This is a genomic window from Cupriavidus gilardii, from assembly GCF_008801915.1.
Taxonomy (GTDB): domain Bacteria; phylum Pseudomonadota; class Gammaproteobacteria; order Burkholderiales; family Burkholderiaceae; genus Cupriavidus; species Cupriavidus gilardii.
This window is the reverse complement of the sequence record NZ_VZOV01000013.1, coordinates 102,758-129,066: the sequence shown is the minus strand read 5'-3', so window position 1 is coordinate 129,066 and position 26,309 is coordinate 102,758. Positions and strand designations below refer to the sequence as shown.

Annotated in this window: 25 protein-coding genes; 11 read left to right on the top strand and 14 right to left on the bottom strand. The window is 67.7% G+C overall.

Features of this window, described 5'->3' with window-relative positions; all coding sequences use genetic code 11:
* Nucleotides 1–54: 54 nt before the first annotated feature.
* The 10 genes from F7Q96_RS16585 to F7Q96_RS16540 all read right to left on the bottom strand — a co-directional run bounded on the left by F7Q96_RS16585 (nt 55) and on the right by F7Q96_RS16540 (nt 9,849).
* Nucleotides 55–714 carry an OmpW/AlkL family protein gene (locus tag F7Q96_RS16585; protein ID WP_144426004.1) on the bottom strand — a complete coding sequence of 220 codons (660 nt, stop codon included), beginning with the start codon at nt 712–714 and terminating at the stop codon, nt 55–57.
* A 239-nt stretch (nt 715–953) separates the two neighbouring features.
* Nucleotides 954–1,274 carry a DUF6587 family protein gene (locus tag F7Q96_RS16580; protein ID WP_053823347.1) on the bottom strand — a complete coding sequence of 107 codons (321 nt, stop codon included), beginning with the start codon at nt 1,272–1,274 and terminating at the stop codon, nt 954–956.
* A gap of 17 nt (nt 1,275–1,291) precedes the next feature.
* Complete coding sequence (gene feoB / locus F7Q96_RS16575) at nt 1,292–3,178, bottom strand: ferrous iron transporter B (RefSeq protein ID WP_053824523.1); 1,887 nt, start codon at nt 3,176–3,178, stop codon at nt 1,292–1,294.
* Nucleotides 3,179–3,201: 23 nt separating this feature from the next.
* A complete protein-coding gene (locus tag F7Q96_RS16570; RefSeq protein WP_053823348.1) occupies nt 3,202–3,489 on the bottom strand; it encodes a FeoA family protein in 288 nt (95 codons plus the stop codon).
* 241 nt (nt 3,490–3,730) lie between these two features.
* Nucleotides 3,731–4,432, bottom strand: coding sequence for an ABC transporter ATP-binding protein (locus F7Q96_RS16565; protein WP_006576578.1), 702 nt, complete (start codon nt 4,430–4,432; stop codon nt 3,731–3,733).
* Nucleotides 4,432–5,208 (bottom strand): high-affinity branched-chain amino acid ABC transporter ATP-binding protein LivG, encoded by a 777-nt coding sequence (gene livG, locus F7Q96_RS16560; protein WP_053823349.1) that lies wholly within the window; start codon nt 5,206–5,208, stop codon nt 4,432–4,434. Before livG ends, F7Q96_RS16565 begins: the two co-directional genes overlap by 1 nt.
* Nucleotides 5,205–6,449: a high-affinity branched-chain amino acid ABC transporter permease LivM gene (locus F7Q96_RS16555; RefSeq protein ID WP_053823350.1), complete on the bottom strand. Its 1,245-nt coding sequence runs from the start codon at nt 6,447–6,449 to the stop codon at nt 5,205–5,207. The genes livG and F7Q96_RS16555 overlap by 4 nt, the downstream gene beginning before the upstream one ends.
* A 10-nt stretch (nt 6,450–6,459) precedes the next feature.
* Nucleotides 6,460–7,386: a high-affinity branched-chain amino acid ABC transporter permease LivH gene (gene livH / locus F7Q96_RS16550; RefSeq protein ID WP_006576581.1), complete on the bottom strand. Its 927-nt coding sequence runs from the start codon at nt 7,384–7,386 to the stop codon at nt 6,460–6,462.
* A 186-nt stretch (nt 7,387–7,572) separates the two neighbouring features.
* Nucleotides 7,573–8,688 carry a branched-chain amino acid ABC transporter substrate-binding protein gene (locus F7Q96_RS16545; protein WP_053823351.1) on the bottom strand — a complete coding sequence of 372 codons (1,116 nt, stop codon included), beginning with the start codon at nt 8,686–8,688 and terminating at the stop codon, nt 7,573–7,575.
* 363 nt (nt 8,689–9,051) lie between these two features.
* Nucleotides 9,052–9,849 (bottom strand): IclR family transcriptional regulator, encoded by a 798-nt coding sequence (locus F7Q96_RS16540; RefSeq protein ID WP_053823352.1) that lies wholly within the window; start codon nt 9,847–9,849, stop codon nt 9,052–9,054.
* Between the two features lie 225 nt (nt 9,850–10,074).
* Between F7Q96_RS16540 and F7Q96_RS16535 the strand changes: the two genes are divergently transcribed.
* The 3 genes from F7Q96_RS16535 to F7Q96_RS16525 are packed head-to-tail and all read left to right on the top strand — an operon-like array spanning nt 10,075 to nt 12,687.
* Nucleotides 10,075–11,328, top strand: coding sequence for a CaiB/BaiF CoA transferase family protein (locus tag F7Q96_RS16535; protein WP_053823353.1), 1,254 nt, complete (start codon nt 10,075–10,077; stop codon nt 11,326–11,328).
* A complete protein-coding gene (locus F7Q96_RS16530; protein WP_151022986.1) occupies nt 11,325–11,918 on the top strand; it encodes a cysteine dioxygenase family protein in 594 nt (197 codons plus the stop codon). Before F7Q96_RS16535 ends, F7Q96_RS16530 begins: the two co-directional genes overlap by 4 nt.
* Nucleotides 11,911–12,687 (top strand): enoyl-CoA hydratase/isomerase family protein, encoded by a 777-nt coding sequence (locus F7Q96_RS16525; RefSeq protein WP_053823355.1) that lies wholly within the window; start codon nt 11,911–11,913, stop codon nt 12,685–12,687. Before F7Q96_RS16530 ends, F7Q96_RS16525 begins: the two co-directional genes overlap by 8 nt.
* On the opposite strand, the gene F7Q96_RS16520 is transcribed toward F7Q96_RS16525, so the two are convergent.
* Nucleotides 12,684–13,586: a LysR substrate-binding domain-containing protein gene (locus tag F7Q96_RS16520; protein ID WP_053823356.1), complete on the bottom strand. Its 903-nt coding sequence runs from the start codon at nt 13,584–13,586 to the stop codon at nt 12,684–12,686. The two genes, F7Q96_RS16525 and F7Q96_RS16520, sit on opposite strands and share 4 nt — an antisense overlap.
* Nucleotides 13,587–13,759: 173 nt before the next feature.
* Between F7Q96_RS16520 and F7Q96_RS16515 the strand changes: the two genes are divergently transcribed.
* On the top strand, nt 13,760–14,818 hold the full coding sequence (locus F7Q96_RS16515) for a DnaJ C-terminal domain-containing protein (RefSeq protein WP_053823357.1): 1,059 nt from the start codon (nt 13,760–13,762) through the stop codon (nt 14,816–14,818).
* Nucleotides 14,819–14,821: 3 nt separating this feature from the next.
* Here the strand turns inward: F7Q96_RS16515 and F7Q96_RS16510 are convergent, their stop codons facing one another.
* A complete protein-coding gene (locus tag F7Q96_RS16510; protein ID WP_053823358.1) occupies nt 14,822–15,802 on the bottom strand; it encodes a tripartite tricarboxylate transporter substrate binding protein in 981 nt (326 codons plus the stop codon).
* A gap of 284 nt (nt 15,803–16,086) precedes the next feature.
* Here F7Q96_RS16510 and F7Q96_RS16505 point away from each other — a divergent pair, with 284 nt between their 5' ends.
* The 7 genes from F7Q96_RS16505 (at nt 16,087) to F7Q96_RS16475 (ending at nt 23,805) form a co-directional block, all read left to right on the top strand.
* On the top strand, nt 16,087–17,877 hold the full coding sequence (locus tag F7Q96_RS16505) for an acyl-CoA dehydrogenase family protein (protein ID WP_053824524.1): 1,791 nt from the start codon (nt 16,087–16,089) through the stop codon (nt 17,875–17,877).
* 135 nt (nt 17,878–18,012) lie between these two features.
* Nucleotides 18,013–19,002: a Bug family tripartite tricarboxylate transporter substrate binding protein gene (locus tag F7Q96_RS16500; protein WP_053823359.1), complete on the top strand. Its 990-nt coding sequence runs from the start codon at nt 18,013–18,015 to the stop codon at nt 19,000–19,002.
* 60 nt (nt 19,003–19,062) lie between these two features.
* Nucleotides 19,063–20,199, top strand: a complete 1,137-nt coding sequence (locus F7Q96_RS16495) for a CaiB/BaiF CoA transferase family protein (protein WP_053823360.1) — start codon at nt 19,063–19,065, stop codon at nt 20,197–20,199.
* A gap of 123 nt (nt 20,200–20,322) precedes the next feature.
* Nucleotides 20,323–20,676 (top strand): DUF1428 domain-containing protein, encoded by a 354-nt coding sequence (locus F7Q96_RS16490; RefSeq protein WP_053823361.1) that lies wholly within the window; start codon nt 20,323–20,325, stop codon nt 20,674–20,676.
* A 136-nt stretch (nt 20,677–20,812) separates the two neighbouring features.
* Nucleotides 20,813–21,412 carry a TetR/AcrR family transcriptional regulator gene (locus F7Q96_RS16485; RefSeq protein WP_053823362.1) on the top strand — a complete coding sequence of 200 codons (600 nt, stop codon included), beginning with the start codon at nt 20,813–20,815 and terminating at the stop codon, nt 21,410–21,412.
* A 226-nt stretch (nt 21,413–21,638) separates the two neighbouring features.
* On the top strand, nt 21,639–22,607 hold the full coding sequence (locus F7Q96_RS16480; protein WP_053823363.1) for a Bug family tripartite tricarboxylate transporter substrate binding protein: 969 nt from the start codon (nt 21,639–21,641) through the stop codon (nt 22,605–22,607).
* Nucleotides 22,608–22,614: 7 nt separating this feature from the next.
* Nucleotides 22,615–23,805, top strand: a complete 1,191-nt coding sequence (locus F7Q96_RS16475; RefSeq protein ID WP_151022983.1) for a M24 family metallopeptidase — start codon at nt 22,615–22,617, stop codon at nt 23,803–23,805.
* Nucleotides 23,806–23,857: 52 nt separating this feature from the next.
* Here F7Q96_RS16475 and F7Q96_RS16470 read toward each other — a convergent pair whose 3' ends face one another.
* The gene (locus F7Q96_RS16470) at nt 23,858–24,310 is read right to left on the bottom strand and encodes a hypothetical protein (RefSeq protein ID WP_053823364.1); all 453 of its coding nucleotides are present in this window, start codon (nt 24,308–24,310) and stop codon (nt 23,858–23,860) included.
* A 213-nt stretch (nt 24,311–24,523) separates the two neighbouring features.
* A complete protein-coding gene (locus F7Q96_RS16465; RefSeq protein WP_053823365.1) occupies nt 24,524–26,254 on the bottom strand; it encodes a lactate permease LctP family transporter in 1,731 nt (576 codons plus the stop codon).
* Nucleotides 26,255–26,309: the final 55 nt, after the last annotated feature.

The following is a 26,309-nucleotide window of genomic DNA, read 5'->3' as shown; positions in this document are numbered from 1 at the left end:
TGAAGGGTTCGGTGGCGTCAGCGTACCCATTTCTGCGTGGCCCAGCCCGGCCGTTCAGAACCGGTAGCCGACGCCAACGCTGAACAGCCACGGGTCCAGCTTGACTTCCGACACCTTGGCGCCGGCCGCCTTCACATCGCTGGACAGCCACACCTTCTTGATGTCCGCGTTCAGGAACCAGTTGCGCGTCAGCCGGTAGTCCACGCCGATCTGCAGCGCGGGCGCGATGCTCCAGCGGTCCAGCGACAGCGTATTGCCGGCGATATCGGCGCCCCAGATCCGCGTGAAGTTCAACCCCGCGCCGACATAGGGCCGCAGGGTGCCGTGCGGCCGGAAGTGGTACTGCAGCAGCAGCGTCGGCGGCAGATGCTTGAACGATCCGATCCGGCTGCCGTCGAGATAGACGTCCTGCTTTTGCGGAATGGTCAGCACCAGTTCGGCCGCGAGATGCGGCGTAAGGAAGTAGGTGACATCCAGCTCGGGGATCCACTTGTTGTTGACGCCGATCCGGTCCGACGCACCGGCGCCGCCGATCGGGTCGGACTTCTGTTCGAAGTCGAGATAGGTGCCGCGCAGGCGCACCATCCAGTTACCTTCGGGTTCGGTGCCGGATGAGGTGGCGGCGACATCGGCCGCGCCGGCGTGCAGCGGGGAAAAGGCCATCATCGCGGCCGCCACGGCGACCGCTGCCAAACGGGTACGAGGAGATTGCATCGGGCTCATGTTGTTATCGACAGGACTGGGAAAGACCCCATGCCGAGTGTGCCGTTGCCGGCCTCTGACCCGTTTGACCTAAAGCAAACGTCCATGCCGTCGTTCCCGCGCAGGCGGGGACCCAGCGTCTTTGAAAGCCACTGGGTCCTCGCATACGCGGGGACGACAGGGTTCCGGGCAAGAAAAAAGCCGGCAAAGCCGGCTTCGTCGAACTGCGGTGCCTGAGGCAGGATCGCTGCCTAGCCCTTGCCCTGCGGCTTGCGCACGATGCGGATGGGCTTTTCCGTCGCCGCCGGCGCGGCGTTGGACGTATTGCTGTCGCAGCTGTTGCAGCCGCCGCTGTCGCAGCCGGTGGCGCAACCCGATGCCACCGCCTGCGGCGCCAGCCGTGCCACCAGCCGCGCGCGCCATCCGCGCGCCTGCGCGCCGCCGAGGCTTGCCGCCAGCGTCGCCTTGACGCGCTCGCGCGTGCGCGGCATGTAGCGCGCCGCCACCGACAGCGCGCACACCAGCACGATCAGCGGCACCAGCACGGATTCGACGACGTGGTAGAGCGACATGATGGCTTCCGAATGCCTCAGCTGAACAGCAGCGCCACGCGATAGGTGACGAATGCCGCCAGATAGCCCAGCCCCGCGAGATAGAGCGTGGAGGCGGCCATCACCTTCCACGAGTTCGTTTCACGGCGGATCACGGCCAGCGTCGAGATGCACTGCGGCGCGAACACGAACCACGCCAGCAGCGCCAGCGCGGTGGCCAGCGACCATTGCGCGGCGATCATCGGCGCGAGCTGCGCGGCCACGGTGTCCTCGCTGCCCGACAGCGCGTAGACGGTCGCCAGCGCGCCCACCGCGACCTCGCGCGCGGCCAGGCCCGGCACCAGCGCGATACAGATCTGCCAGTTGAAGCCGACCGGCGCGAACACCTTCTCCAGCGCATGGCCGATCATGCCGGCGAAGCTGTAGTCGATCGGCGGCAGCGTTGCGCCTTCGGGCGGCGACGGGAAGGTCGCCAGGAACCACAGCAGCACGGTGAGCGTCAGGATCACCTTGCCGACGCGCGACAGGAAGATGCGGGCGCGTTCCCACAGGCCGATCAGCACATCGCGCGGATTCGGAATGCGGTAGGCCGGCAGCTCCATCAGCAGCGGATGCTCGGTGCGGTCGCGGCGGAAGAACTTCAGCGCATAGGCGACCACCAGCGCGCTGACGATGCCGGCCACATAGAGCGCGAACAGCACCAGCCCCTGCAGGTTGAACAGGCCCATCACGGTGTCCGCCGGAATGAAGGCGCCGATCAGCAGCGCGTAGACCGGCAGCCGCGCCGAGCAGGTCATCAGCGGCGCGACCAGGATCGTGGTCAGCCGGTCGCGCGGGTCCTGGATCGTGCGGGTCGCCATGATGCCGGGAATCGCGCAGGCGAAGCTCGACAGCAGCGGGATGAACGACCGTCCCGACAGCCCGGCGCCCATCATCAGCCGGTCGAGCAGGAACGCCGCGCGCGGCAGATAGCCCGATTCCTCCAGCGTCAGGATGAACAGGAACAGGATCAGGATCTGCGGCAGGAACACCACCACGCTGCCCAGGCCGGCGATCAGGCCGTCGACGATCAGGCTGCGCAGCAGGCCATCGGGCAGCAGGCCGCCGACCAGTTCGCCGGCATAGGCCACGCCGCCCTCGATGCCTTCCATGATCGGCTCGGCCCACGAGAACACCGCCTGGAACATCAGGAACAGCAGCACGGCGAGGATCGCCAGGCCGAACACCGGATGCAGCACCACACGGTCGATACGGTCTTCGAGGCTGGCCGACGCGGTCGGCATCGTCACCGCGGCCTCGAGCAGGCGCTTGACCTCGGCATGGGTGTCGAAATCGTCGGCGGGCGCCGGCGGAGGCGGCGGGGCCGACGGCAGCGCGCCATCGAGCAGCGACAGCAGCGCGGCGGCGCCGCCGCGCCGCACGGCGACCGTCTGCACCACCGGCACGCCCAGCGCGGCGGCGAGCTTGTCGCGGTCGATGCGGATGCCGCGGCGTTCGGCCGCGTCGCTCATATTGAGCACCACCACCATCGGCAGGCCGAGACGGCGCAGCTCCAGCACGAAGCGCAGGTGCAGCCGCAGATTGGTGGCGTCGACGACCGACACCAGCAGGTCGGGCACGGCCTCGCCGGGGCGGTTGCCCATGCAGACGTCGCGCGTGATGGCTTCATCCAGGCTGGTCGCGTGCAGGCTGTACGCCCCGGGCAGATCGAGGATGCGCACCTGCCGGCCGGACGGCGCGACGAAATACCCTTCCTTGCGCTCGACCGTGACGCCGGCGTAGTTGGCCACCTTCTGGCGGCTGCCGGTCAGCCGGTTGAACAGCGCGGTCTTGCCGCAATTGGGGTTGCCGACCAGCGCGACGCGCAGCGGCGCCTGCGCGGTGGCGGCGGAAGCGGGAGTGGCGGGAGAAGTAGCGACGGACATGGCGTAATTCGAATCGGTCCGCTTCATGCGGTACTGGCTTTATCGGCCGCATCGGCCATGCTGCCGGTGCGCGCGCCCTCGGGCTGCACCGTCACGCGGGCGGCTTCGGCGCGGCGCAACGCGAAGCGCGTGCTGCCGACCTGAGCGACCAGCGGGTCCTTGCCGAACGGGCCGTAGGTGATGATCTGCACGGCCTCACCGGGCACGAAGCCGAGTTCGCGCAGGCGTCGGGCGATGGGATCGTTCGGGGTGCTGTCGTCGACCGACAGTACGATGGCCGCGGTGCGCCGCGGCAATTCTGACAAGCGCATGAGCTTTGGTCCCGCGGGCGGGTTTGCCGGCGTGGCGCCGGTACTACCTGACCGCTTGCTTAGTGATGAATCAGCGAGCGTAGATGAGAATCGTTTGCATTGTACTGCATATGATCACGCTCGATGTGCCGTACTGGCGTGGGGTGCCGCCTGGCGTGCCGCAAGCAAAGCGGCCCGGCCACCGCCGCCCGGGGTCGGACGGCGGTGGCCGGGCCGGTGCGTCGCCGCGCTTGCCTTCGCCTCAGCCGCCCAGGTACGCGTTGCGCACCTGGTCGTTGGCCAGCAGGTTCGCGCCGGTATCGGCCAGCACCACCTTGCCGGTTTCCAGCACATAGCCGCGGTCGGCCACCTGCAGCGCCTTGTTGGCGTTCTGCTCGACCAGGAACACCGTCACGCCTTCCTCGCGGATCGTGCGGATGATGTCGAAGATCTGCGCGATGATCATCGGCGCCAGGCCCAGGGTCGGCTCGTCGAGCAGCAGCAGGCGCGGGCGGCTCATCAGCGCGCGGCCGATCGCCAGCATCTGCTGCTCGCCGCCGGACATGGTGCCGGCGCGCTGCGAGGCGCGCTGCTCCAGCCGCGGGAACAGCTTGAACACATGCTCGATGCCGGCCTCGATCTCGTCGCGCTTGGCGAAGAAGGCGCCCATCTTCAGGTTCTCCAGCACGGTCAGGCTGGGAAACACGCGCCGGCCCTCGGGCGAGATCGCCATGCCCATGCGCATGATCTCGTGCGTCGAGCAGCCGGTGATGTCGCGGCCCTCGAACAGCACGCGGCCGCTGGAGGCGCGCGGGCTGCCGCAGATCGTCATCATCAGCGTGGTCTTGCCCGCGCCGTTGCTGCCGATCAGCGTGACGATCTCACCCTGGTTGACCTCGATCGATACGCCACACAACGCCTCGACGGCGCCGTAATGGGTATGGACCTGTTCCAGCTTCAGCATCAGTCCTCTCCCAGGTATGCCTTGATCACGCGCGGGTCGTTGCGCACGTCCTCGGGTTTGCCGATGGTGATCGGGCGCCCGTGCTCCATCACCAGGATGCGGTCGGACACGCCCATCACCAGGCTCATGTCATGCTCGATCAGCAGCACGGCGATACCGAACTCGCGCCGCAGCTGGTCGATCAGCATCTTCAGTTCGACCTTTTCCTGCGGGTTCAGGCCGGCGGCGGGTTCGTCCAGCATCAGCAGGCGCGGCTGCGTGATCATGCAGCGCGCGATCTCGAGCCGGCGCTGGTGGCCGTACGACAGCGTGCCGGCCTCGCGGTTGGCCACCGCGCGCAGCCCCATGCGGTCGAGCCATTCGGCGGCACGGCCCAGCGCCTCGCGCTCGGCGCGGCGGTAGGCGGGCGTGGCGAACAGCCCGTGCAGCAGGCCCGATTTGACGCGGCGATGCTGGGCAACCATCAGGTTCTCGACCACCGTCAGGTTCTTGAACAGCCGGATGTTCTGGAACGTGCGGACCAGGCCCTGGCGCGCGACCATATGGCTCGGCAGGCCGGCGATCGGGCGATCGTCCAGCATCACCTCGCCGGCGGTCGGCTTGTAGAAACCGCCGACGCAGTTGAACACCGTGGTCTTGCCTGCGCCGTTCGGCCCGATGATCGCGAACACCTCGTCGTTGCGGACGCTGAAATCGATGCCGTCGACCGCCAGCAGGCCGCCGAAGCGCATCTGCAGGCCGGTTACTTTCAATAGTTCTGCGCTCTGTGCACTCATTGCGGCAACTCCACGTGCGGGCGGTTGGCGGGCAACAGGCCCTGCGGGCGCCACATCATCATCAGCACCATCACCAGGCCGAACAGCAGCATCCGGTATTCGGCGAAACCGCGCGCGACCTCGGGCAGCACCGTCAGCAGGATCGCGGCGATGATCACGCCCAGCTGCGAGCCCATGCCGCCCAGCACCACCACGGCCAGGATCAGCGCCGATTCGATGAAGGTGAACGATTCAGGATTGACCAGGCCCTGGCGCGCGGCGAAGAACGCGCCGGCCAGGCCCGCGAAGGTCGCGCCCAGCGTGAAGGCCGACAGCTTGATCCGGGTCGGGTTCAGGCCCAGCGAGCGGCAGGCAATCTCGTCCTCGCGCAGCGCCTCCCAGGCGCGGCCCATCGGCATGCGGATCAGCCGGCTGGTGACGAACAGCGTCACGCCGACCAGCAGCAACGCCAGCAGGTACAGGAAGATCACCATGTGTTCGCCGCTGTAGTCCAGGCCGAGCAGGTCGTGGAAGGTGCGGGCACCGTCCTCGCCGGCGCTGCGGGTCATCGGGATGCCGAACACGGTCGGCTTCGGGATGCCGTAGATGCCGTCCGGCCCGCCGGTCAGGCTGGTCAGGTTGTTCAGCAGCTGGCGGATGATCTCGCCGAAGCCCAGCGTCACGATGGCCAGGTAGTCGCCGCGCAGCCGCAGCACCGGGAAGCCCAGCAGGAAGCCGAACAGCGCCGCCATGCCGGCCGAGATCGGCAGGCACTCCCAGAACGACAGGCCGAAGGCCTGGTTCAGCAGCGCATAGGTGTAGCCGCCGACCGCGTAGAAGCCGACATAGCCGAGGTCGAGCAGGCCGGCGAAACCGACCACGATGTTCAGCCCCAGGCCCAGCATCACGTAGATCAGCGCCAGCGTGGCGACGTCGACCGCGCCGCGCGAGCCGAAGAACGGCCAGATCAGCCCGACCGCCAGCAGCACCCAGACCGCGGCGCGCTGCTGTCCCGGCGCGAGCGTGGGCAGCGCCGGCAGCTTGACCGCCGAGGTGGAGCGGTGGATCACCGGCTTGAACAGCTGGAACAGGAAGACCGCGGCCACCGCGATCCACACCGGCCGCCAGTGCGGTTCCAGCACCACGCGATAGCCCTCGAGCTTGAGCTGCAGGCCGAGGATGGGGATCGTCAGGATGGCGGTCAGCACCGCCGCCCAGACGGCGTTCTTCAGCAATTGCGTCATCGAAATGGAGGAGTTCATGGCGCGGTCCTCAGACTTTTTCCACGTCCGGCTTGCCGAGCAGGCCGGTGGGACGGAACAGCAGGATCAGCACCAGCAGGCCGAACGCAACCACGTCCTTGTATTCGGCCGGCATGTAGCCCGAGGCGAAGGTCTCGGCCAGCCCCAGCAGCACGCCGCCGAGCATCGCGCCCGGAATGCTGCCGATGCCGCCCAGCACCGCGGCCGTGAAGGCCTTGATGCCGGCGACGAAGCCGATGAAGGGGTTCAGCTTGCCGATGGTCAGCCCGATCAGCACGCCGCCCGCGGCGGCCAGCATCGCGCCCAGCACGAAGGTGAACGAGATCACGCGGTTGGTATCGATGCCGAGCAGGTTGGCCATGCGCATGTCCTCGGCGCAGGCGCGGCAGGCGCGGCCCATGCGCGAGTGGCCGATGAACAGCGTCAGCGCGATCATCAGCACCAGCGTCACGCCGACGATCAGCAGGCGCGAATACGGCACGGTCACCGTGAAATCGCCGCCCATCTCGAGCTCGAGCGCGCCGCTGATCAGCACCGGCACCGACACGTCGCGCGCGCCCTGGCCGATCTGCACGTAGTTCTGCAGAAAGATCGACATGCCGATCGCGGAGATCAGGGGCACCAGCCGCGGTCCGCCGCGCAGCGGCCGATAGGCGACCCGCTCGACGGCGAAGCCGTACAGGCCGGTGACGATCACCGACACCAGCAGCGCGGCGCCCAGCACCAGCGGCAGCGGATAGCCGGCCGCCACGCCGATGGCGGTCAGCGTCACCAGGCCGACATAGGCGCCGATCATGTAGATCTCGCCGTGGGCGAAATTGATCATGCCGATGATGCCGTAGACCATCGTGTAGCCGATGGCGATCAGCGCATAGATCGCACCCAGCGTCAGGCCGTTGACCAGCTGCTGGGTGAATTGAGGTAGGAATTCGTTCATGGGGTACGTCCCGTCTGTACTGCACGTCGGCCGGGGCGCGGGCCTGTCGGCACCGCATCGGTGAAGCCGGCGTGCCTGTCGCGGCGGGCCCTTCCCGCGTAGGGAAGGGCGCGATCGAAGCGGCCCGGCATATCAAAACGCCCCGTTCGGCGACGAACGGGGCGTTGGCACGGACCGCGCCGGCGATCAGTTGGCGGCCGTCTTGGTGGCGTCCTTGTGCCAGGTGAAGACGACGAACTTGAACGACTTCAGGTCGCCTTGCGCGTCGTATTCCACCTTGCCGATCGGGGTCTGGAAGGCGTTCTTGTGCATGTACGCCGCGACCTTGGTCGGATCGGTGCTCTTGGCGCCCGCGATCGCGTCGGCGATGATCTTGACGCCCGCGTAGGCCGGCATCTGGAACGGACCGTTCGGATCGCGCTTCTTGTCTGCGAACGCCTTGACCAGCGCCGCGTTGGCCGGGTCGGCCGAGAAGTCGGCCGGCAGCGTGACCAGCATGCCTTCCGAAGCCGGGCCGGCGATCGCGGTGACGTCCTTGTTGCCGACGCCTTCCGGTCCCATGAACGTCGCCTTGACGCCCTGCTCGCGCGCCTGGCGCAGCAGCAGGCCCATTTCGGGGTGATAGCCGCCGAAGTAGACGAAGTCCACACCCTGCGACTTCAGCTTGGTGATCACGGCCGAGTAGTCCGAATCGCCGGCGTTGATGCCTTCGAACAGCACCACGGGGATCTTGGCCGCTTCGAGGTCCTTGCGCACCGAGGCGGCGATGCCCTGGCCGTACGACTGCTTGTCGTGCAGCACGGCGACCTTCTTGGGCTTGACCTTGCCGATGATGTACTGCGCGGCGGCCGGACCCTGCTGGTCGTCGCGGCCGATCGTGCGGAAGATCATCTTGCGCTTCTTGCCTTCGGTCAGCTGCGGCGCGGTGGCCGACGGCGTCACCATCACGACGCCTTCGTTCTCGTAGATGTCGGCGGCCGGAATGGTCGAGCCCGAGCAGACGTGCCCGATCACATAGCGGATGCCCTGGCTGACGATCTTGTTGGCGACGGCCACGGCCTGCTTGGGCTCGCAGGCGTCGTCCATCAGCACCACTTCGAGCTTGTTGCCGCCGGCGCCGCCGGCAGCGTTGATCTGCTCGATGGCGGTCAGCGCGCCCGCCTTGACCATGTCGCCGTACTGCGCGACCGAGCCGCTCATCGGGCCGGCGATAGCGATCTTGACGGTTTCCGCTTGTGCGACGGCACCGAAGGTGACCAGCGCGGCGGCGAGAGAAAGGGAGGTAAGACGGGAATGCTTCATTGGGAGCTCCTCGATCGTGTTTGTTCGAATCATCCAGGCGCGGGCCCTGGACGTGCGCAAAATCGAAGAACTCCCCGGCGACTTTGACAGGCTGGTCGGGGCGCGCATGCACGACCGCGGCTCAGGCCTGAAAGGGCACTACATGACCACGTTCTTGTTATTGCGCAGGCCAATCGCCCGCCTGCCCTCCGCACCGGTGAGAACTGGGTAAGTCCGTTCGATGTCGGCCAGGTGGCGGCATTATAAGGTGAATCTTGGAGCGGCCTATGCGCGCTGCACCAATCCGGCGCGGTTGTGGCTTCCGCGGAACACTCGGGTCCGCTGGACCCCTGCCAAAGGGGGGAATGCGCGCTGGCGCACGGCTCAACGCCCTGCGCTCACCATGCCGCGCGTGGCCAGCGCCAGTGCGCTGTGCCGGTGCCCGCCGCGCAGGCTCGCCGAGATTTCGGCGGCGGCGTGTTGGACCATCTCGGCGAAGGTGCGCACTTTCTGCGGCTTGAAGCGCTCCGCCGGCCCGGACAGGCCTACCGCGGCGAAGACCTGGCCATGGCCGTCGACGATCGGCGCGGCCACGCCGTGGACCGACTCGCGCCATTCGCCGCGATTGACGGCATAGCCCTGCCGCCGCACCTTGTCCATTTCCTGCAGGAAGCGCGCCGGCTCGACGATCGAATTGGCGGTGGCGCCTTCCAGCGCCGTCGACATCCGTTGCAGCACGACCGGCGGCTGGAACGCCAGCATGGCCTTGCCGGTCGCCACGCAATGTGCCAGCGCACGTCCGCCGATCTGCGTATAGGCGCGGACCGGATTGGGGCTGTCGATCTTGTGCACGTAGACGACCTCGCCGCGATCGAGCACCGACAGGTGGACGCTTTCGCCGCTGTCGTGCATCAGCCGTTCCATCCAGCCCTCGGCGTGGCGGCGCAGATCGAGGCGGCCGAGCACCGCGGAGCCCAGCTCCCACAGCTTGATCGAGGCGCTGTAGCCCGCGGTGTCCTCGTCGCGAATCACATAGCGCAGCTCGGTCAGCGCCTGCAGCAGCCGATGGACATTGCTCTTGGCCATGCCGAGCCGGTTGGCGATCTCGGTCAGCCCCAGCGGCCGGTCGCTATGGGCCAGCAGCTCGACGATGCCCAGGCCTTTGATCAAGGTGTTGTTCATGGTTAGCGGTTGGAGTTGGCCTGCGTCCCGGTTTCGCCCCGCTCTCCCGCCGCGGGGCAGGGGCCGTGGGAGGCAACGGGCGGGTCGTCCGCGCCGTTCTCAAATACGGAACCATTGTCCCGTATTCCGGCACGTTCATATAATGCCCCGCATGCCCCGGCGCCCGCAACCCGGCCGCCGGCTCACCTTCCCGCCAGCCGGCGCCATCCCGTTGCCGCCATCGTCATGCCCGACCTGAACGAAAAGGATCTGCCGCTCGCCGGCGTCAAGGTATTGGAGTTCTGCACCGTCGCCGCCGGGCCGTTCTGCGGCATGCTGCTGGCCGACATGGGCGCCGACGTGGTCAAGGTCGAGCCGCCCGACGGCGATACGTTGCGGCAATGGCCGCCGATTTCGGCCGGCTTCTCGGAGAATTTCGCCTCGCTGAACCGCAACAAGCGCTCGGTGGTGCTGAACCTGAAGCAGCCGGAAGACCTCGCGCTGGCGCGCCGGCTGATGCTCGAAGCCGACGTGGTCGTCGAGAACAACCGGCCCGGCGTGATGGACCGCCTGGGGCTGGGCTATGCGAGCCTGCGCGAGGACCATCCGGGTCTTGTCTACTGCTCGGTGTCGGCCTATGGCCAGAGCGGGCCGCGCGCCACCGAGGGCGGCTTCGACCTGACGATCCAGGCCGCCGCCGGCGTGATGAGCGTGACCGGCGAGCCCGACGGCGCGCCGGTCAAGTGCGGCGTGCCGCTGGCCGATTTCGCTTCGGGTCTGTACGGGGCCTTTGCGATCGCCAGCGCGCTGGCCCGGGTGCGGGCCGGCGGCGCCGGCATGCATATCGATGTGCCGATGTATGGCTGTACGCTGGGCATCGCTGCGCTGCAGACGAGCGAGTACTTCGGCACCGGCCGCAGCCCCGCCAAGCTGGGCTCGGCGCATCCGCGCAACGCGCCGTACCAGGCGTTCCGCGCCGCCGATGGCTACTTCGCGATCGCGGCCGGCAACCAGAAGCTTTGGCTGGAAGTCGTGCGCGTGGTGCAGATGCCGGAGCTGGCCGACGATCCCCGCTTTGCCACCACGCGCGATCGCGCCGCCAACCAGACCGCGTTGAAGGAACTGCTCGAGCAGCGCTTCGCCGCCGCCGGCGTCGATCACTGGATCGGCGCCTTCCAGGCCGCCGGCGTGCCGCACGCGCGCATCAACGACTATGCCGCCGCGCTGCAGGACCCGCAGGTCGAACACATGGAATGGGTGCGCCCGCTGACGCTGCCGGGCGGCGTGGCGACGCGGACCTTCGTTTCGCCGCTGCGGCTGGACGGCATGGGTTTGCCGGTGCGTTGCCCCCCGCCGGCCCTCGGCGAGCATACTGACGCGGTTCGCGCTGCCCATGCCGGCGGCGGCAGTCAAGCGCCGACGCAAAGGCCAATGCAACAGCAGACGCAACAGCAGACGCAACAGCAGACGCAACAGCAGACGCAGGAGCAAACGCCATGACTCGCACCATCGAACCGCTGCGCACCTTCGTTGCCGGCGTCACGTCGCTGATGGCGGGGCCCAATCGCGACGAGGCTGCCTTGCTGGAAGGCACGCGGCCCCTGCTGCAGGCGCTGGTCGCCCGTGACGACTGGCTTCCGGACGAACTGGCGCAGCCGCATCCGACCTATTACCAGCAATACCTGTTGTACGGCGATCCGCTCGATCGTTTCTCGGTCGTCAGCTTCGTCTGGGGCCCCGGACAGCAGACGCCGGTGCACGACCACACGGTGTGGGGCTGGATCGGCGTGCTGCGCGGTGCCGAGATCGATATCCGTTATCGGCGCGACGATCGGGGCATCCATCAGGATGGCGAGGCGACCCGGCTCGAGGCCGGCCAGGTCGCGGCGGTATCGCCGTCGCTCGGCGACATCCACCGCGTGCGCAACGCCTTCGACGACCGGGTCTCGGTCAGCGTCCACCTGTACGGCGGCAATATCGGCCGCATTCGCCGCCATGTCTTCGACCCGGCAACTGGCGCGCCGAAGGAATTCGTCTCGGGCTATGCCAACCGCTTCGCGCCGAATCTGTGGGCGGCCCCCGATGTCTGACGGCGCGCCGAGTGCGGCCGCCACGGCGGGGCCCGTGCTGCTGGTCGACCGGCAAGGCGATATCACGCGGCTGACGCTGAACCGCCCACAACGGGGCAATGCCTTGTCGGCCGAGCTGGTGCAGGCCTTGCACGACGCGGTGCTCGCCTGCCAGCGCGACGGCACGCGGCTGGTGCTGCTCGAAGGGGCGGGCAAACACTTCTGCACGGGCTTCGACCTCGGCGACCTCGACAGCGAAACCGATGACACGCTGCTGGCCCGCTTCGTCCGGGTCGAGCTGATGCTGCAGGCCATCTACACGGCACCGTTCACCACTGTCGCACGGGTCCATGGCCGGGCCATGGGCGCCGGCGCCGATCTGGCGGCGGCCTGCGAACAATGCTGGGTGGCCGACGACGGCCGCTTCGCCTTCCCCGGCGCGGCCTTCGGGCTGGTGCTGGGCACCGCGCGGCTTGCCGCCCGGGTCGGGCCGACGCTGGCGCGCCAATGGATCGGCGCCAGCGCAACGATCGATGCCGATACCGCGCTCGCTGCCGGCCTGGCGACACGCTCCTTCGTTGCGGACGAGCACGGCAAGCCAGACACCGCGCTGGAGGCGCTGGCCCGTCAGGCGCGCCGGCTCGACATCGAGACGCAGGCGGCGATCCATGCCGCGTCGCGTGCCGACGGCGGCGAACTTGCGAGGCAGCTCGCCGCGCTGGTCCACTCGGTCGCGCGGCCGGGGCTGCGCGAGCGCATCCGCGCGTATCGCGAGGCGTCGGCCCGCTAGCCCTGCGCCGAACGCTGCCGCGCGGCCGGCGCCGGAAAGATGCCGACGAAGCGGTCGCGTGCGGGATGGTCCGGCGCCGCCTTCCAGACGCAATAGACTTCCGACGGCACGGTGCTGTGCTTCAGCGGCCGGAAGGCCGCGCCGGCCAGCGCCGAATGCCGCAAGGCCGCCGGCACCACCGCCACGCCCATCCCCTGCGAGACCAGCGACACCACCGACAGCCAGTGCCGGACCTCGTGGCGGATCTGCGGATAGAAGCCCTCGGCCGCGCACATGTCGACGATCCGCGCGTAGTAGTCGGGCGATGCGTTGCGCGAGAACAGCACGAACGTCTCGCCGCGCAGCTCGGTCAGCGCGATGGTGCGTCGGCTCGCGAGCCGATGGGCGGCCGGCATGCAGCAGACGAAGGGCTCGCTGTGGATCAGCCGGGTGGCCAGCTCGTCCGGCACGCGGCTGGTGTGGATGAAGCCGACGTCGAGCTGCCCGTGCAGCAGCGCCTCGATCTGTTCCTGCGAATTGAGCTCGGTCAGCGCGATCTGGATGCCGGGCTGATCGGCCTCGAACTGTTGCAGCTTCTGCGGCAGCCCCCGGTACAGCATCGATCCGACGAAACCCACGCGCAGCCTGCCCACCGCACCGGCTTCGATCTGGCGCGCCAGCAGCCGCGCCTCCTCGGCCTGCGCCAGCAGCGCGGTCGCCGATTCGCGAAAGACCCGCCCCGCCGCGGTCAGGCGCACGCCCTTGCTGTCGCGTTCGAACAGCCGGGCGCCGACCGACGCCTCCAGTTGCTGGATATTGAGCGACAGCGGCGGCTGCGAGATCGACAACCGGCGCGCGGCGCGGCCGAAATGCAGCTCGTCGGCCAGCACGAGGAAATAGCGCAGATGGCGGAACTCCATGGCAGGGGCGGCGTTCGATGACGCTTCGATGAAGGTGGGAGGGGTGCGGAAACGGGCCTCATTCTATGCCTACAGTTTCCGCACGGCATGCCGTTATCCCTTCGATGTGCCGGCTGAACAGGTAGCGCGCCCGCAGCAACGCCGGCTGCGCCAACGGCGAACACAAGGCCCCCGTGACGCACCATGACCACTACCAGACCCTAGGCGTTGCCCCGACGGCCACGGCGGACGAGATCCGGCAGGCGTATCGGCGGCTGGCCATGCGCTGGCATCCGGACCGCAATCCGGACGATCCGCAGGTCGCGGAAGAGCGGTTCAAGCGATTGCAGCATGCCTTCGCGGTGCTCAAGGATGCCGGCCGCCGGATGGCCTACGACGCCGAGCGCGCGGCGCCGCGCGGCGGCTCCGGTCACGGCGGGGGCAATGGCGCAGGCAGTGGCGCCGCCAACGGCCGCGGCGCCCATGGCCCACGCCCGGCGCGCGAAGCCTGGCCGCATGGCGGCCCGCGGCGCAACGCGCCGGGCAAGGCCGGCGTCGACTATCTGTGCGAGACCAGCATCGCGCTGGAGACGGCGGTGCTCGGCGGCATGGCATCGACGCGGGTCAGGATGACGGTCGACTGCCTGCACTGCGATGCGCGCGGCATCCGCATGATGGGCTGCAAGACGTGCGCCGGTACGGGGCAGGTGCGGCGCGGCCTGTTCAACGCGTATGGCGCCTGCGAGCGCTGCGCCGGGCGCGGCGTCGAGCCGGCAGCCTGCGATGCCTGCGGCGGTACCGGCAAGGTCCGCGTCGACAAGGCGCTGCGCGTGCAGATCAAGCCGGGCGTGATCGACGGCACCGTGCTGCGCGCCCGCGGCATGGGCGGCCCCGGTATCGACGGCGGCCCCAACGGCAACCTGATGTGCAAGGTCCGGGTGCGCAAGGACCGCGTGTTCGGCGTCGATGGGCTGGACCTGACGCGCGAACTGAAGATCGACTTCGTGCTGGCCTGCCTGGGCGGGCGCGTGCCGGTGGTGCGCTTTCGCAAGACGGTGATGGCCGAGATTCCGGCGATGACGCGCAGCGGCACCGTCATCCGCGTGCGCGGCATGGGCCTGCACGATCGCGCCAGGCAAAAGACCGGCGACCTGCTGCTGACGGTCGCCATCGACCTGCCGTCGCGGCTGCGCACGCTGACCGAGCCGCAACAGACGCTGCTGCGCGAACTCGGCCGCGGCACCGGCGAATGAACCTTACTGGTTCTTCATCGCCTCGGCCAGCCGCCGGATGATCGCTCCCTCGCTCTTGAAGGCGTTCTGCGCATAGGCGCTGTACTGCTCGGGTCCCATATAGTTGGTCGACATGCCGTACTGCTGCGTCACCGCCAGCAGTTTCGGATCCTTCAGCGCATTGCGGAACGCGGTGTCGAGTTTCCTCACGACCTCGGGCTTCATGCCGGCGGGACCGACGATGCCGAACGGCGAATTGGACCAGACCGGATAGCCGATCTCCCTGAGCGTCGGCGCATCGGGAAAGTCTGGCGCCCGCTTTTCGGACAGCACCGCCAGCACGCGCAACTGGCCGTTCTTCACATAGGGCAGCAGCGTGTTGGTCAGCATCGCCACGTCGCACTGGCCGCCCAGCAGCGAGGTAATCGCCTCGGCGTCGCCCTTGTAGGGGACATGCGTCCAGTTCGATTGCGTGATGCGCGCCAGTTCCGAGATCGTCAGATGCTGGCTGCCGTAGATGCCGGTGGTGCCGTAGCTGATGCCGCGGCTCGACGCCTTGGCCTCGGCCACCAGCTCCTGCATCGTCTTCCACTTGGCATCGGTGCGCACCGCGACCGCAAAGTTGTAGTCCGCGATCATCGAGATATAGGTCAGATCCTTCAGCGGGTCGTAGCGCATCTTCTGCACGTGCGGCAGGCGGAAGATCACGACCGGCGCCATCGTCAGCGTATAGCCGTCGGGCTCGCTGGTGGCCATCTGCGTCGCGCCCAGCGTGCCGCTGACGCCGGGCTTGTTCTCGACGATGATCGATTGGCCCAGCTCGCGCCCCGCCGCATCGGCCAGCGCCCGCCCGATCTGGTCGGTGATGCCGCCGGCGCCATAGGGCACGATCAGCTTGATGGGACGACTGGGAAAGTCCTCGGCGTGCAGGCGTCCGACCGGCAACCCGGCCACGCCCGCTACCCATGCCGCGCCGGCGAGGCGCAGGATTTGACGTCGTTGCATGTTGTCTCCTTTGTATGGTGTCGATGCGAGGGTCTCGATACGACGGCCAGGCTGTCCCGCCCGGCTCGCACGGCTCGGCCGTGGCGGGACAGTATGCAACGCGTTGCGCATTGGTGGTGGGGGAGGGCGGGTATTTCCCTAGCCGGACCAGAACTCGCGTCAATACGAAAAACATATCGTCCAAGCCATTCTTAGTATTGGACGCAAATCGCCGTCTCCTCCAACATTCCATCATCCAGCCGGCCGCGTTCCGGCGGACCGAGAAGTGGGAAGAGGAGACAAGCATGCCGACCAGCGCCGTCCGTCAGGACGTTTCATCGCAAGCCGCCGCCGCCGCGACGCCCGCCGCCCATCCGGTGCCGGACCAGCATGGCGTCAATCTGTTTGCCAGCGATCCCGATCTGCGCGCGCTGCTGCCGCTGTATTTGCCGGCCGACCTGTACCAGCACCTGTTGCCGCATCTGGATCGCATGGGCGCGCTGGCCGGCGGCGTGCTCGATGCACTGGCCAATACCGCCGACCACCATCCGCCGACGCTGACGCATCGCACGCGCACCGGCATCGATGCGCAGCGCATCGACAAGCATCCGGCCTATGTCGAACTCGAACGCGTGGCCTTTGCCGAGTTCGGGCTGGCGGCGGTATCGCACCGCGGCGGCGTACTGGGCTGGCCGCAGCCGATGCCGGCAGCCGCCAAGTACGCGCTGACCTATCTGTTCGTGCAGGCCGAGTTCGGGCTGTGCTGCCCGCTGTCGATGACCGATTCGCTGACGCGGACGCTGCGCAAGTTCGGCGATCCTGAGCTGGTCGAGCGCTTCCTGCCGAACCTGACCACGCAGGTATTCGAGGATCTGTACCAGGGCGCGATGTTCATGACCGAGCAGGGCGCGGGCTCCGACGTGGCGGCCACCGCCACGCGCGCGATACCCGATCCGCACGCGCAGGGCGGCTGGCGCCTGACCGGCGACAAGTGGTTCTGCTCGAACCCCGACGCGGAACTGGCGATGGTGCTGGCGCGTCCGGACGGCGCGCCGGAGGGCATCAAGGGCGTGTCGCTGTTCCTGTTGCCGCGCAGGCTGGCCGATGGCAGCCCGAACCACTATCGGATCATCCGGCTGAAGGACAAGCTCGGCACGCGCTCGATGGCGAGCGGGGAGATCCGCCTCGAAGGCGCGCACGCGTGGCTGGTCGGCGAGCCGGGACGCGGCTTCGTGCAGATGGCGGACATGATCAACAATTCGCGGCTGTCCAACGGCGTGCGCGCCGCCGGACTGATGCGCCGGGCGTTGTCGGAAGGACTGTTCATCGCGCGGGAGCGCCGTGCCTTCGGCAAGCGGCTGATCGACATGCCGCTGATGCGCCGCCAGCTGCTGAAGCTGACGCTGCCGACCGAGCAGGCGCGCACGATGGTGTTCCAGACCGCCGAGGCGCTGCGCCGGGCCGATGCGGGCGAGACCGAGGCCTATCCGCTGATGCGCATCCTGACGCCGCTGATCAAGTTCCGCGCCTGCCGCGACGCGCGCAAGGTCACCGGCGATGCGATGGAGATCCGCGGCGGCTGTGGCTACATCGAGGAATGGAGCGACCCACGGCTGGTGCGCGACGCCCACCTGGGCTCGATCTGGGAAGGCACCAGCAATATCGTCGCGCTCGACGTACTGCGCGCAATCCGGCGCGAGGGCGCCTTGCCAGTGCTGCGGGCCCATCTGCAGCAGCTGTTGGCGCAGACGCCGCTGCACGCCAATGCCCGTGTGGCGTTCGACAGCGCGCTGGAACGAGCCTGCACGCTGGCGGCCGACGCCGCCCAGGCCGATGCCGCGGGCGATGTGCTCGCGCGCCAGGCCGCATCCGCGCTGTACCACGCGACCAGCGCGGTGGCGATGGCCTGGGAAGCGGGACGCATCGGCTCGGTGCGCCGCATGCGTCTGGCCCAGCTGGTGCTGATCCACCGCGTGCTGCCGCGCGATCCACTGGCGGGCGGCGCCGAACCCGATTGGCTGGCCGAAACCGTGGCACCGCCGGCCGAAGGCGCGGTGCAGCCTGCCGGCGCGGTCGATCAGGTCGATCTGTTCTGAAGACACGCGGATTCACCCGCCGCGAGTCGCATGCGATCGCGGCGGATTTCACGGCAACAAGCCACGCAACAAGCAACCCCACAAGCGCCCGGGACGACGAATCCGACGGCGCATGGCCTGACTAGGAGACACCAGATGACCCCCTGGCAACGCATCGCGGCGCTCGCCGCCGCATCCACGCTGACGCTGTGCGCCGGCATCGCTCCCGCCTTCGCGCAGAAGGACTATCCGTCCAAGCCGATCATGATGGTGGTGACCTACCCGCCGGGCGGTCCGACCGACGCGATGGCCCGCACGCTGGCCGCCTCGCTGAAGAACACGCTCGGCCAGCCGGTGATCGTCGAGAACCGCGCCGGCGCCGGCGGCAATATCGGCGCGGAAGCCGTCGCGCGCGCCGAGCCCGACGGCTACACGCTGATGTTCGGCACCTCGGCGCCGCTGGCGATCAATGTCAGTCTCTATCGCAAGATCAACTACGACCCGGTCAAGAGCTTCACGCCGGTGATCCAGATCGGCCATCTGCCCAATGTGCTGGTCGTCAATCCTTCGGTGCCGGCGAAGAACGTCAGCGAGCTGACCGCCTATGCCAAGGCCAATCCCGGCAAGCTGACCTATGCATCGTCGGGCAACGGCGCGTCGTCGCACCTGGCCGGCGTGCTGTTCAACAACCTGGCGGGCACCGACTTCCAGCACATCCCGTACAAGGGCACCGGCCCGGCGCTGAACGATCTGCTGGGCGGCCAGGTCAGCATGACCTTTACCGACGTGCTGACCGCGCTGCCGTTCATCAAGAGCGGCAAGCTGCGCGCGCTCGGCGTGACCACCCGCGAGCGTTCGCAGGCACTGCCCGATGTGCCGACGGTCGCGGAGCAGGGCGTCGCCGGCTTCGACGTGTCGGTGTTCTTCGGCGTGGTGGCGCCTGCCGGCACGCCGAAGGAAGTCATCGGCAAGCTCAACGCGGCCTTCGCCGATGCGCTGAAGCAGCCGGAGGTCCGCAAGACGCTGCAGGGGCAGGGGCTCGAGTTCGCACCGTCGACCAAGCCCGAGCAACTGGGCGGCTTTATCAAGGCCGAGGTGGGCAAGTGGCGCGCGGTGGTGCAGAAGTCCGGCGCGCAGCTGGACTGACCTGGATGGACGCCGGCGCCGGCGACGGCGCCGGCGATGGCAACGAGCCGAGGAATTTCGATGACGCAAGCAAGCACCGGCGCGCTCGCCGGCATCCGGGTGGTCGACCTGTCGCGCATTCTGGGCGGCCCATACTGCGGGCAGATCCTCGGCGATCACGGCGCCGACGTGCTGAAGATCGAGCCGCCGCAGGGCGACGACACGAGGGCCTGGGGCCCGCCGTTCAAGGATGGCGTGGCGTCCTACTACTTCGGGCTGAACCGGAACAAGCGCGTGATGCGGCTCGACCTGGCTGCGGCGGCCGAGCGCGAGGTCTTGCTCGCGCTGCTGGCCGACGCCGACGTGCTGATCGAGAACTTCAAGACCGGCACCATGGAGAAATGGGGCCTGGGCTACGAAACGCTGGCGGAACGCTTCCCGCGCCTTGTGCATTGCCGCGTTTCGGGCTTCGGCGCCGACGGTCCGCTGGGCGGCCTGCCGGGCTACGACGCCGCGATCCAGGCGATGGCCGGCATCATGAGCATCAACGGCGAGGCGGACGGCGAAGCGCTGCGCGTCGGCTTGCCGGTGGTCGACATGGTGACCGGCCTGAATGCCGCGCTGGGCGTGCTGCTGGCGCTGCAGGAGCGCGAGCGCAGCGGCCGCGGCCAGTTCGTCGAGGCCGCGCTGTATGACTCGGGGCTGTCGCTGCTGCACCCGCACGCGGCCAACTGGTTCCTCAGCGGCAAGGCGCCGCAGCGGACCGGCAACGCCCATCCGAACATCTATCCGTACGACACGGTCGCCACCGCCACCGATCCGATCTTTCTCGCGGTCGGCAACGACCGGCAGTTCCGCATCCTGTGCGAGCAGCTTGGCGTGCCCGCGCTGGCCGACGACGCGCGCTATGCGACGGCCGGGGCACGCTCGGTCAATCGGTCGGCGCTGAAGGCCGAGCTGGAGGCGCAGTTGAGCACGCGCGACGGCAAGGCGCTGGCCGATGCGCTGGTGCAGGCCGGCGTGCCCTGCGCCCCTGTGCTGTCGGTGCCGGATGCGCTGCAGCATCCCCATACGGCGCACCGCCAGATGGTGGTCGAGATGGAGGGCGGCTATCGGGGGCTGGGGGCGCCGGTGAAGCTGTCGCGTACGCCGGCGACCTATCGTTTCGCGCCGCTGGCCGAAGGCGACCGCTTCCTGCCCCGCGAGGGAGAGGGCTAGCTGCTGTCCACTTTGGACATTGCCCGGTCTTGCACTATCGTAACGAGACGCATTCCGAGGGCGAGGCTGCGCCACCCGGCGCAGACCCCACCGCCGGTGCCAATCGATTCCAAGGAGACCACCATGTCCTATGTCGACGGTTTTGTCATTGCCGTGCCCACCGCCAACCGCGAGGCCTACCGCGAAATGGCCCAGAAGGCCGCGCAGGTGTTCAAGGAGTACGGCGCTCTGCGCGTGTTCGAATGCTGGGGCGACGATGTGCCCGAGGGCAAGGTCACGTCGTTCACGATGGCGGTGCAGCGCAAGGACGACGAGTCCGTCGTGTTCTCGTGGATCGAGTGGCCGTCGCGCGAGAAGCGCGACGAAGGCATGAAGGCTGCAATGGCCGATCCGCGGCTGGCGAACGACATGCAGAACATGCCGTTCGACGGTCAGCGGATGATCTATGGCGGGTTCGAGCCGATCGTCCAGGCCTGAGCGGACAGGCCGGACCGTTCCGCTGGCTTGCGCGCTGGCGCACAGTGTCGGAATGGGCCGATAGCGAGGCGGACCGCGGCTAGAATCGCGGTTCGCGACGCCCTTGCGTCGTTGACCCGCATATCGACCGCCACCCATGCCGACCAAGAAGCCCGACGCCAGCGCACGCGCGAACAGCGAGCAAGCCCTTCAACTCCTCGACGCGGCCACCGAACACGTGCTGACCCATGGCCTTGGCGACCTGTCGCTGCGCAGCGTGGCCGAGGCCCTGGGCACCAGCCACCGCATGCTGATCTACTACTTCGGCTCCGCGGACGGCTTCTGGCAGGCGCTGCTGCATCGCATCCGCCATGCCGAACAGCAGGCGCGACATCATGCGCTGGCCGAGGGCACGGATCCGAAGTCAGCGCTGGTTGCCGCCTGGCAACGATACTCGGCATCGAACTACCTGCCGATCATGCAGCTGGTGTTCGAAATCTACGGCCGTGCCATTCGCGACCGCGAACGCTTCAGCGGCTTTCTCGAGGATGTCATCGGCAGCTGGACCGGCATGCTGGCCGAACGCTTCGAACGCAGCCTCGGCATGAGCCGAAGCGAAGCGAAGCTGCTCGCCCGCGTCGAAGTGGCGACGATCCGCGGGCTGCTGCTCGATCTGGTCACCACCGGCGACCGCAAGGGCACCACCGCCGCGATCGAGTATTTCGCCGAAATGATGGCGCGGCCGCGCCAGCGATGATCCGCCGATTACCCTTGCTTTCCCTGCATTCCAGCCGCTGAGTTCGCGCTGTCATCCACGCGATTCTTTCGCGATTCTTTCGCGATTGTTCGCGCGATCCTTCGCGTATACCCTCGCTACACCGATCGATGTACCACATGGTACATTCCATCTCGATTCGGCCATCCGCTGAGGCGGCCGAAGGACATCCCAAGCGGGACGAATCGACGAAACGGTGAGTGCAGGAATGAAACGGCGAACACTTTTGGGCTGGACTGCGGGCGCAGTGCTGGCCGCCACGCTGCCCGGTATCGCGCAGGCGGAAAACTATCCCTCGAGGCCGGTCAGGCTGGTGGTGCCCCAGGCAGGCGGCACGGGTAACGACGTGCTGGCCCGGGCGCTGGCCGAACGACTGGGACAGGCGTGGAAGCAGGCGGTGGTGGTGGAAAACAAGCCCGGCGCCAACGGCGCGCTGGCAATCAACTACGTGCTGTCGCAACCCGCCGACGGCTACACGCTGTTCTTTGCCGGCGTGTCGAACCTGAGCTTCAACCCGCATCTGTATCCGAAGCTGCCGTACAACCCGTCGAAGGATCTGGTGGGCGTTGCCATGCTGGCGAACTCGCCGTTCGTCTTCGTCGCGGCGCCGTCGCTGAAGGTCAAGACCTTGCAGGAGTTCGTGCAGGTGGCGAAGGCGCGTCCCGGCGAGATCAGCTTCGCGTCGGGCGGCGTCGGCAATTCCACGCATCTGGCAATGGAACTGGTCGCCGAAAAGGTGGGAATCAAGCTGCAGCACGTCCCGTTCAATGGGCCGGGCGGCGCCACCAGCCTGATGAACGGCCAGACCCCGGTGATGATGAACGTGGTGGCCGGCGTGCACGCAAACATCGTCGGACACAAGCTGGTGCCGCTCGCCGTGACCGGTGACAAGCGGCTCGCCGCGTTGCCCAGTGTGCCGACCTTCAAGGAGCTGGGCTATGACGTCGCGGTGCCGGGCTGGTACGCCATCGTCGCCAAGATCGGCACGCCGGCGGCGCTGGTGCAAAAGATCAACGCCGACATCAATCAGGCACTGGACGACCCGCAATTGAAGGAGAAGCTGGCCTTCCAGTTCCTCGAACCGATCAAGGGACCCTCAACGGAGGTCGAGCGCTACATGAAGCGCGACTCCGAAGCCTGGGGTCCGATCATCCGCAAACTCGGCATTTCTCTCTGACACCGCCATGCCCCATCTGACAAAAGCCGTCCACGAATACCGACTCGCGTCGATGCGCAAGCTGATGGACCGGCTGCGCGTCGATGCGCTGGTCTTCGGCACGCCCGACTTCTTTCAATTCGCGACCAACTTCCAGCTGGACGTATGGCCCTGGGAACGGCCGGTGTTCGTCGTCGTTCCGCGCAACGGCGACACCTTTGCGGTGATGAATGAGCTGTCGACCAACCATATGCGCTTCGCCACCGAAAAGGGGAAGGTGTGGTTGTCGGATATCACCTATTACGCCGAGCACCCACGCGTTTCCAATCGCCTGCCGCTGGTGCCGCAGTTGCCCGAGGTCGTCGCCGGGCTACTGGCCGAGAAGGGGCTTGGCATGTCGCGTATCGCCGTCGATGTCGCACACCCCATCCTGACGGCGGCGCAGCGCTATCTGCCCGAGCTGACGCTGCGGCCGGCCATGAGGGACATGCGAGGCCTGCGTTGGGTCAAGCATCCCGAGGAATTGCAGGTCATGCGCGAACTCGGGGCGCTGACCGACTGGGTGCAGGATCGCTACCGTGAGAACATCCGCGCGGGCCGGCTGGTCCAGGAACTCGATCACGCGATGGCGGCCCTGATGGTCGAGGAAGCCGCGCGCCGCTTCCCCGGCGAGGACTTCGACATCCTGAAGTGCTGGACGCTGTCCGGCCCCGCCTCCGCCTCACCGCACGGCGACGGCGCCGCCTGCGGCGCACGCATTTCCCCGGGCGACACCATCGTCAACCTGGTGCTGCCGCGTTTGAATGGGCTGTACGTCGAGAACGAACGGACGTGGTTCTGCGGCAAGCCGACGGACCAGCAGGCGCGCCTGTATTCCGTCGCGGCCGAAGCCACCGATGCCGCGGTCGAGGCGGCGGTGCTCGGCAAACGCGTTTGCGACATGGATGCCGCGGCATTGCAGGTGATCGAGCGGGCCGACTGCGCGCAATACGTCTTTCACCGGACCGGCCATGCCGTTGGCCTGATGCTGCATGAGTATCCGGAGGACATGGCGTTCAATACGCGGCCGCTGCTGGCGGGGGAGGTGTATTCCGCCGAGCCAGGTCTTTATGTCTACGGACTCGGCGGCTTCCGGCTGGACGACACGGTGATCGTGGGCGAGCGGCCGGAGGTCATCGTCAAGACGCCGAAGACGTTGGCTTACGCGACGGTGGAGTAGCGAAACGCGGGAGGATTGGGCCATCCGCCGTCATGCGAATGGCCCGAGGCACCTATTTGCTGAGCAGGCGGTCAAGCTTGGCGTCCACTTGTTGGAGGCGCATATCGATTGCGCCAACTCGAACCTCGAGGGCGCCAAGCCGGCCTTCCACTGCGTCAAGTCTGGCGCCGAAGCGATCCAGCCTCTTGTCGACCGCATCGAGCCGGCCCGTCAGCCGCTTGTCCATTTCGATAAGCTGGGCCTGCAACGGTGCGGTGTTCTTGTCGACCTTGTCTTGCATGTTGGAGCTTTGGAAGCTCATCACCGAGATGACGATCGCGATCCCACTGCCGACGGACGAGAACACGCCCCACGGGGGAATGATTACCCCCACCTGCTTGCGGATCAGTTGAAGCGCGTCGTGTCGGGACAGCGCGTCGTCGCGGCGTCGATGGGGCTTGGGGCGAGGAGGGGCGGCTTGCATCGCATCGTGATCGGTAACGTTCGGGTCCGGGGTGGTGATCATGGTCTTCGTCCATCGAGATAAGAAGGGCGGCATCGGTCGGCGAGGCGTGGGACAAGGATCAACGTCCTTGCCGCCACACCACTCGACTGATGCCGCACTATCCCACCTCAGGATTTGCCCGGCTTTCGCTTTTTTCCGACGTCCATCGAAGAGCGTGCACACGATCCCGACACATTCCCTTCGCTGGCGCGACGCCCCGCGCTCGCCTGGCGATCAACCCGGAATCATCCCCGTCAGCCAATACGCCTGCACCATCGTGATGATCCCGACGATCACCGCGAACAGCAGGCTGTGCTTGACCGTGAAGCGGAACAGCTCCGACTCGCGGCCGACCAGTCCGGTTGCCGCACAGGCCACCGCGATCGACTGCGGCGAGATCATCTTGCCGGTCACGCCGCCGGTGGTATTGGCGGCCACCAGCAGCGTGTCCGAGACGCCGATCTGATGCGCGGTCGTGCTCTGCAGCGAGCAGAACAGCGCGTTCGACGAGGTATCGGAGCCGGTCAGGAAGACGCCGAGCCAGCCGAGGAACGGCGAGAAGAAGGGGAAGGCCGCGCCGGTGCCGGCCAGCAGCAGCGCGAGCGTCGACGACATGCCCGAGTAGTTGGCGACGAAGGCGAATGCCAGTACCAGCCCGATCGACAGGATGGGCCGGCGCAGCTCGAGCAGCGTCTCGCCGAAGGTCGCCAGCAGCGTGCGCGGCGACATGCGCAGCAGCACGGCCGAGATCAGCGCGGTCAATAGGATTGCGGTGCCGACCGCGGACAGCAGGTCGATCTTCAGCACGGCGTCATAGGCCTTGGGCTCGGCGACGATCGGCGCGGTCTTGATGACCAGCTTGTCGAGCCAGGGCACCGAAAACTTCAGCACCGTGTCCGCCAGCGCGCCGCCCGGCGCGAACAGCGCCTTGAACAGTTGCAGGCTCCAGACCGTGACGATCGCCGTCAGGATGCCGAACGGCGCCCAGGCGCGGATGGTTTGCGCGAGCGTGTACGGCGACGCCTTGCGCTGGTTGCGCGGATCCTTGGCGCCGATCGTCGGGAAACCGCCCATATCGCCGAAGCCGCCCAGCGCCGCGGCGCCGCCGTGGCCGGCACGCAGCGATGCACCGGCCGCGCGTGCGGCGCTGCGCGGTTGCCATACCTTCAGGAACGCCGACAGCGAAACGAGGCTGACCAGCGCCGAGGTGATGTCGGGCAGTTCCGGCCCGATATGGTTGGCGGTGAAGTACTGGGTCACGGCGAAGCTGCCGCCGGTGACCAGCGCGGCGGGCCAGGTCTCGCGTACGCCCTTGACGCCGTCCATCATGAACACCAGCCAGAACGGCACGGCCAGCGACAGCAGCGGCAATTGCCGGCCGGCCATCGCCCCGATATGAAACGGGTCGATGCCGGTCACCTGTCCGGCCACGATGATGGGAATGCCCATCGCGCCGAAGGCCACCGGTGCGGTATTGGCGATCAGGCACAGCCCCGCGGCATAGAGCGGATTGAAGCCCAGGCCCACCAGCAGCGCCGCGGTGATCGCCACCGGCGCGCCAAAACCGGCCGCGCCCTCGAGGAAGGCGCCGAAGGCAAAGCCGATCAGCAGCACCTGCAGGCGCTGGTCGTCGGTGATCGCCAGCACCGAGGCGCGAATCACGTCGAACTGGCCTGTCTTGACGACGATCTTGTACAGGAACACCGCGGTGACGATGATCCAGGCGATCGGCCACAGGCCGTACAGAAAGCCGTAGCCGGCCGAGGCGAGCGCCTGCGGCACCGGCATGCCGTACCCGGCGATGGCCACGGCCAGCGCGAGCGCCAGCGTGATCGCGGCGGCCACATGGCCCTTCATGCGCAGCAGCGCCAGCGCGACGAAGAAGAACAGGATGGGAATGGCGGCGGCCAGCGAGGACAGCCACAGGCTGCCCAGCGGCATATAGACCTGTTGCCAGGTTTGCATATCGGTCTCCTCCGAGGGATGCGAGTCTAGAAAGGGAAATGGATTTGGCGAAGGG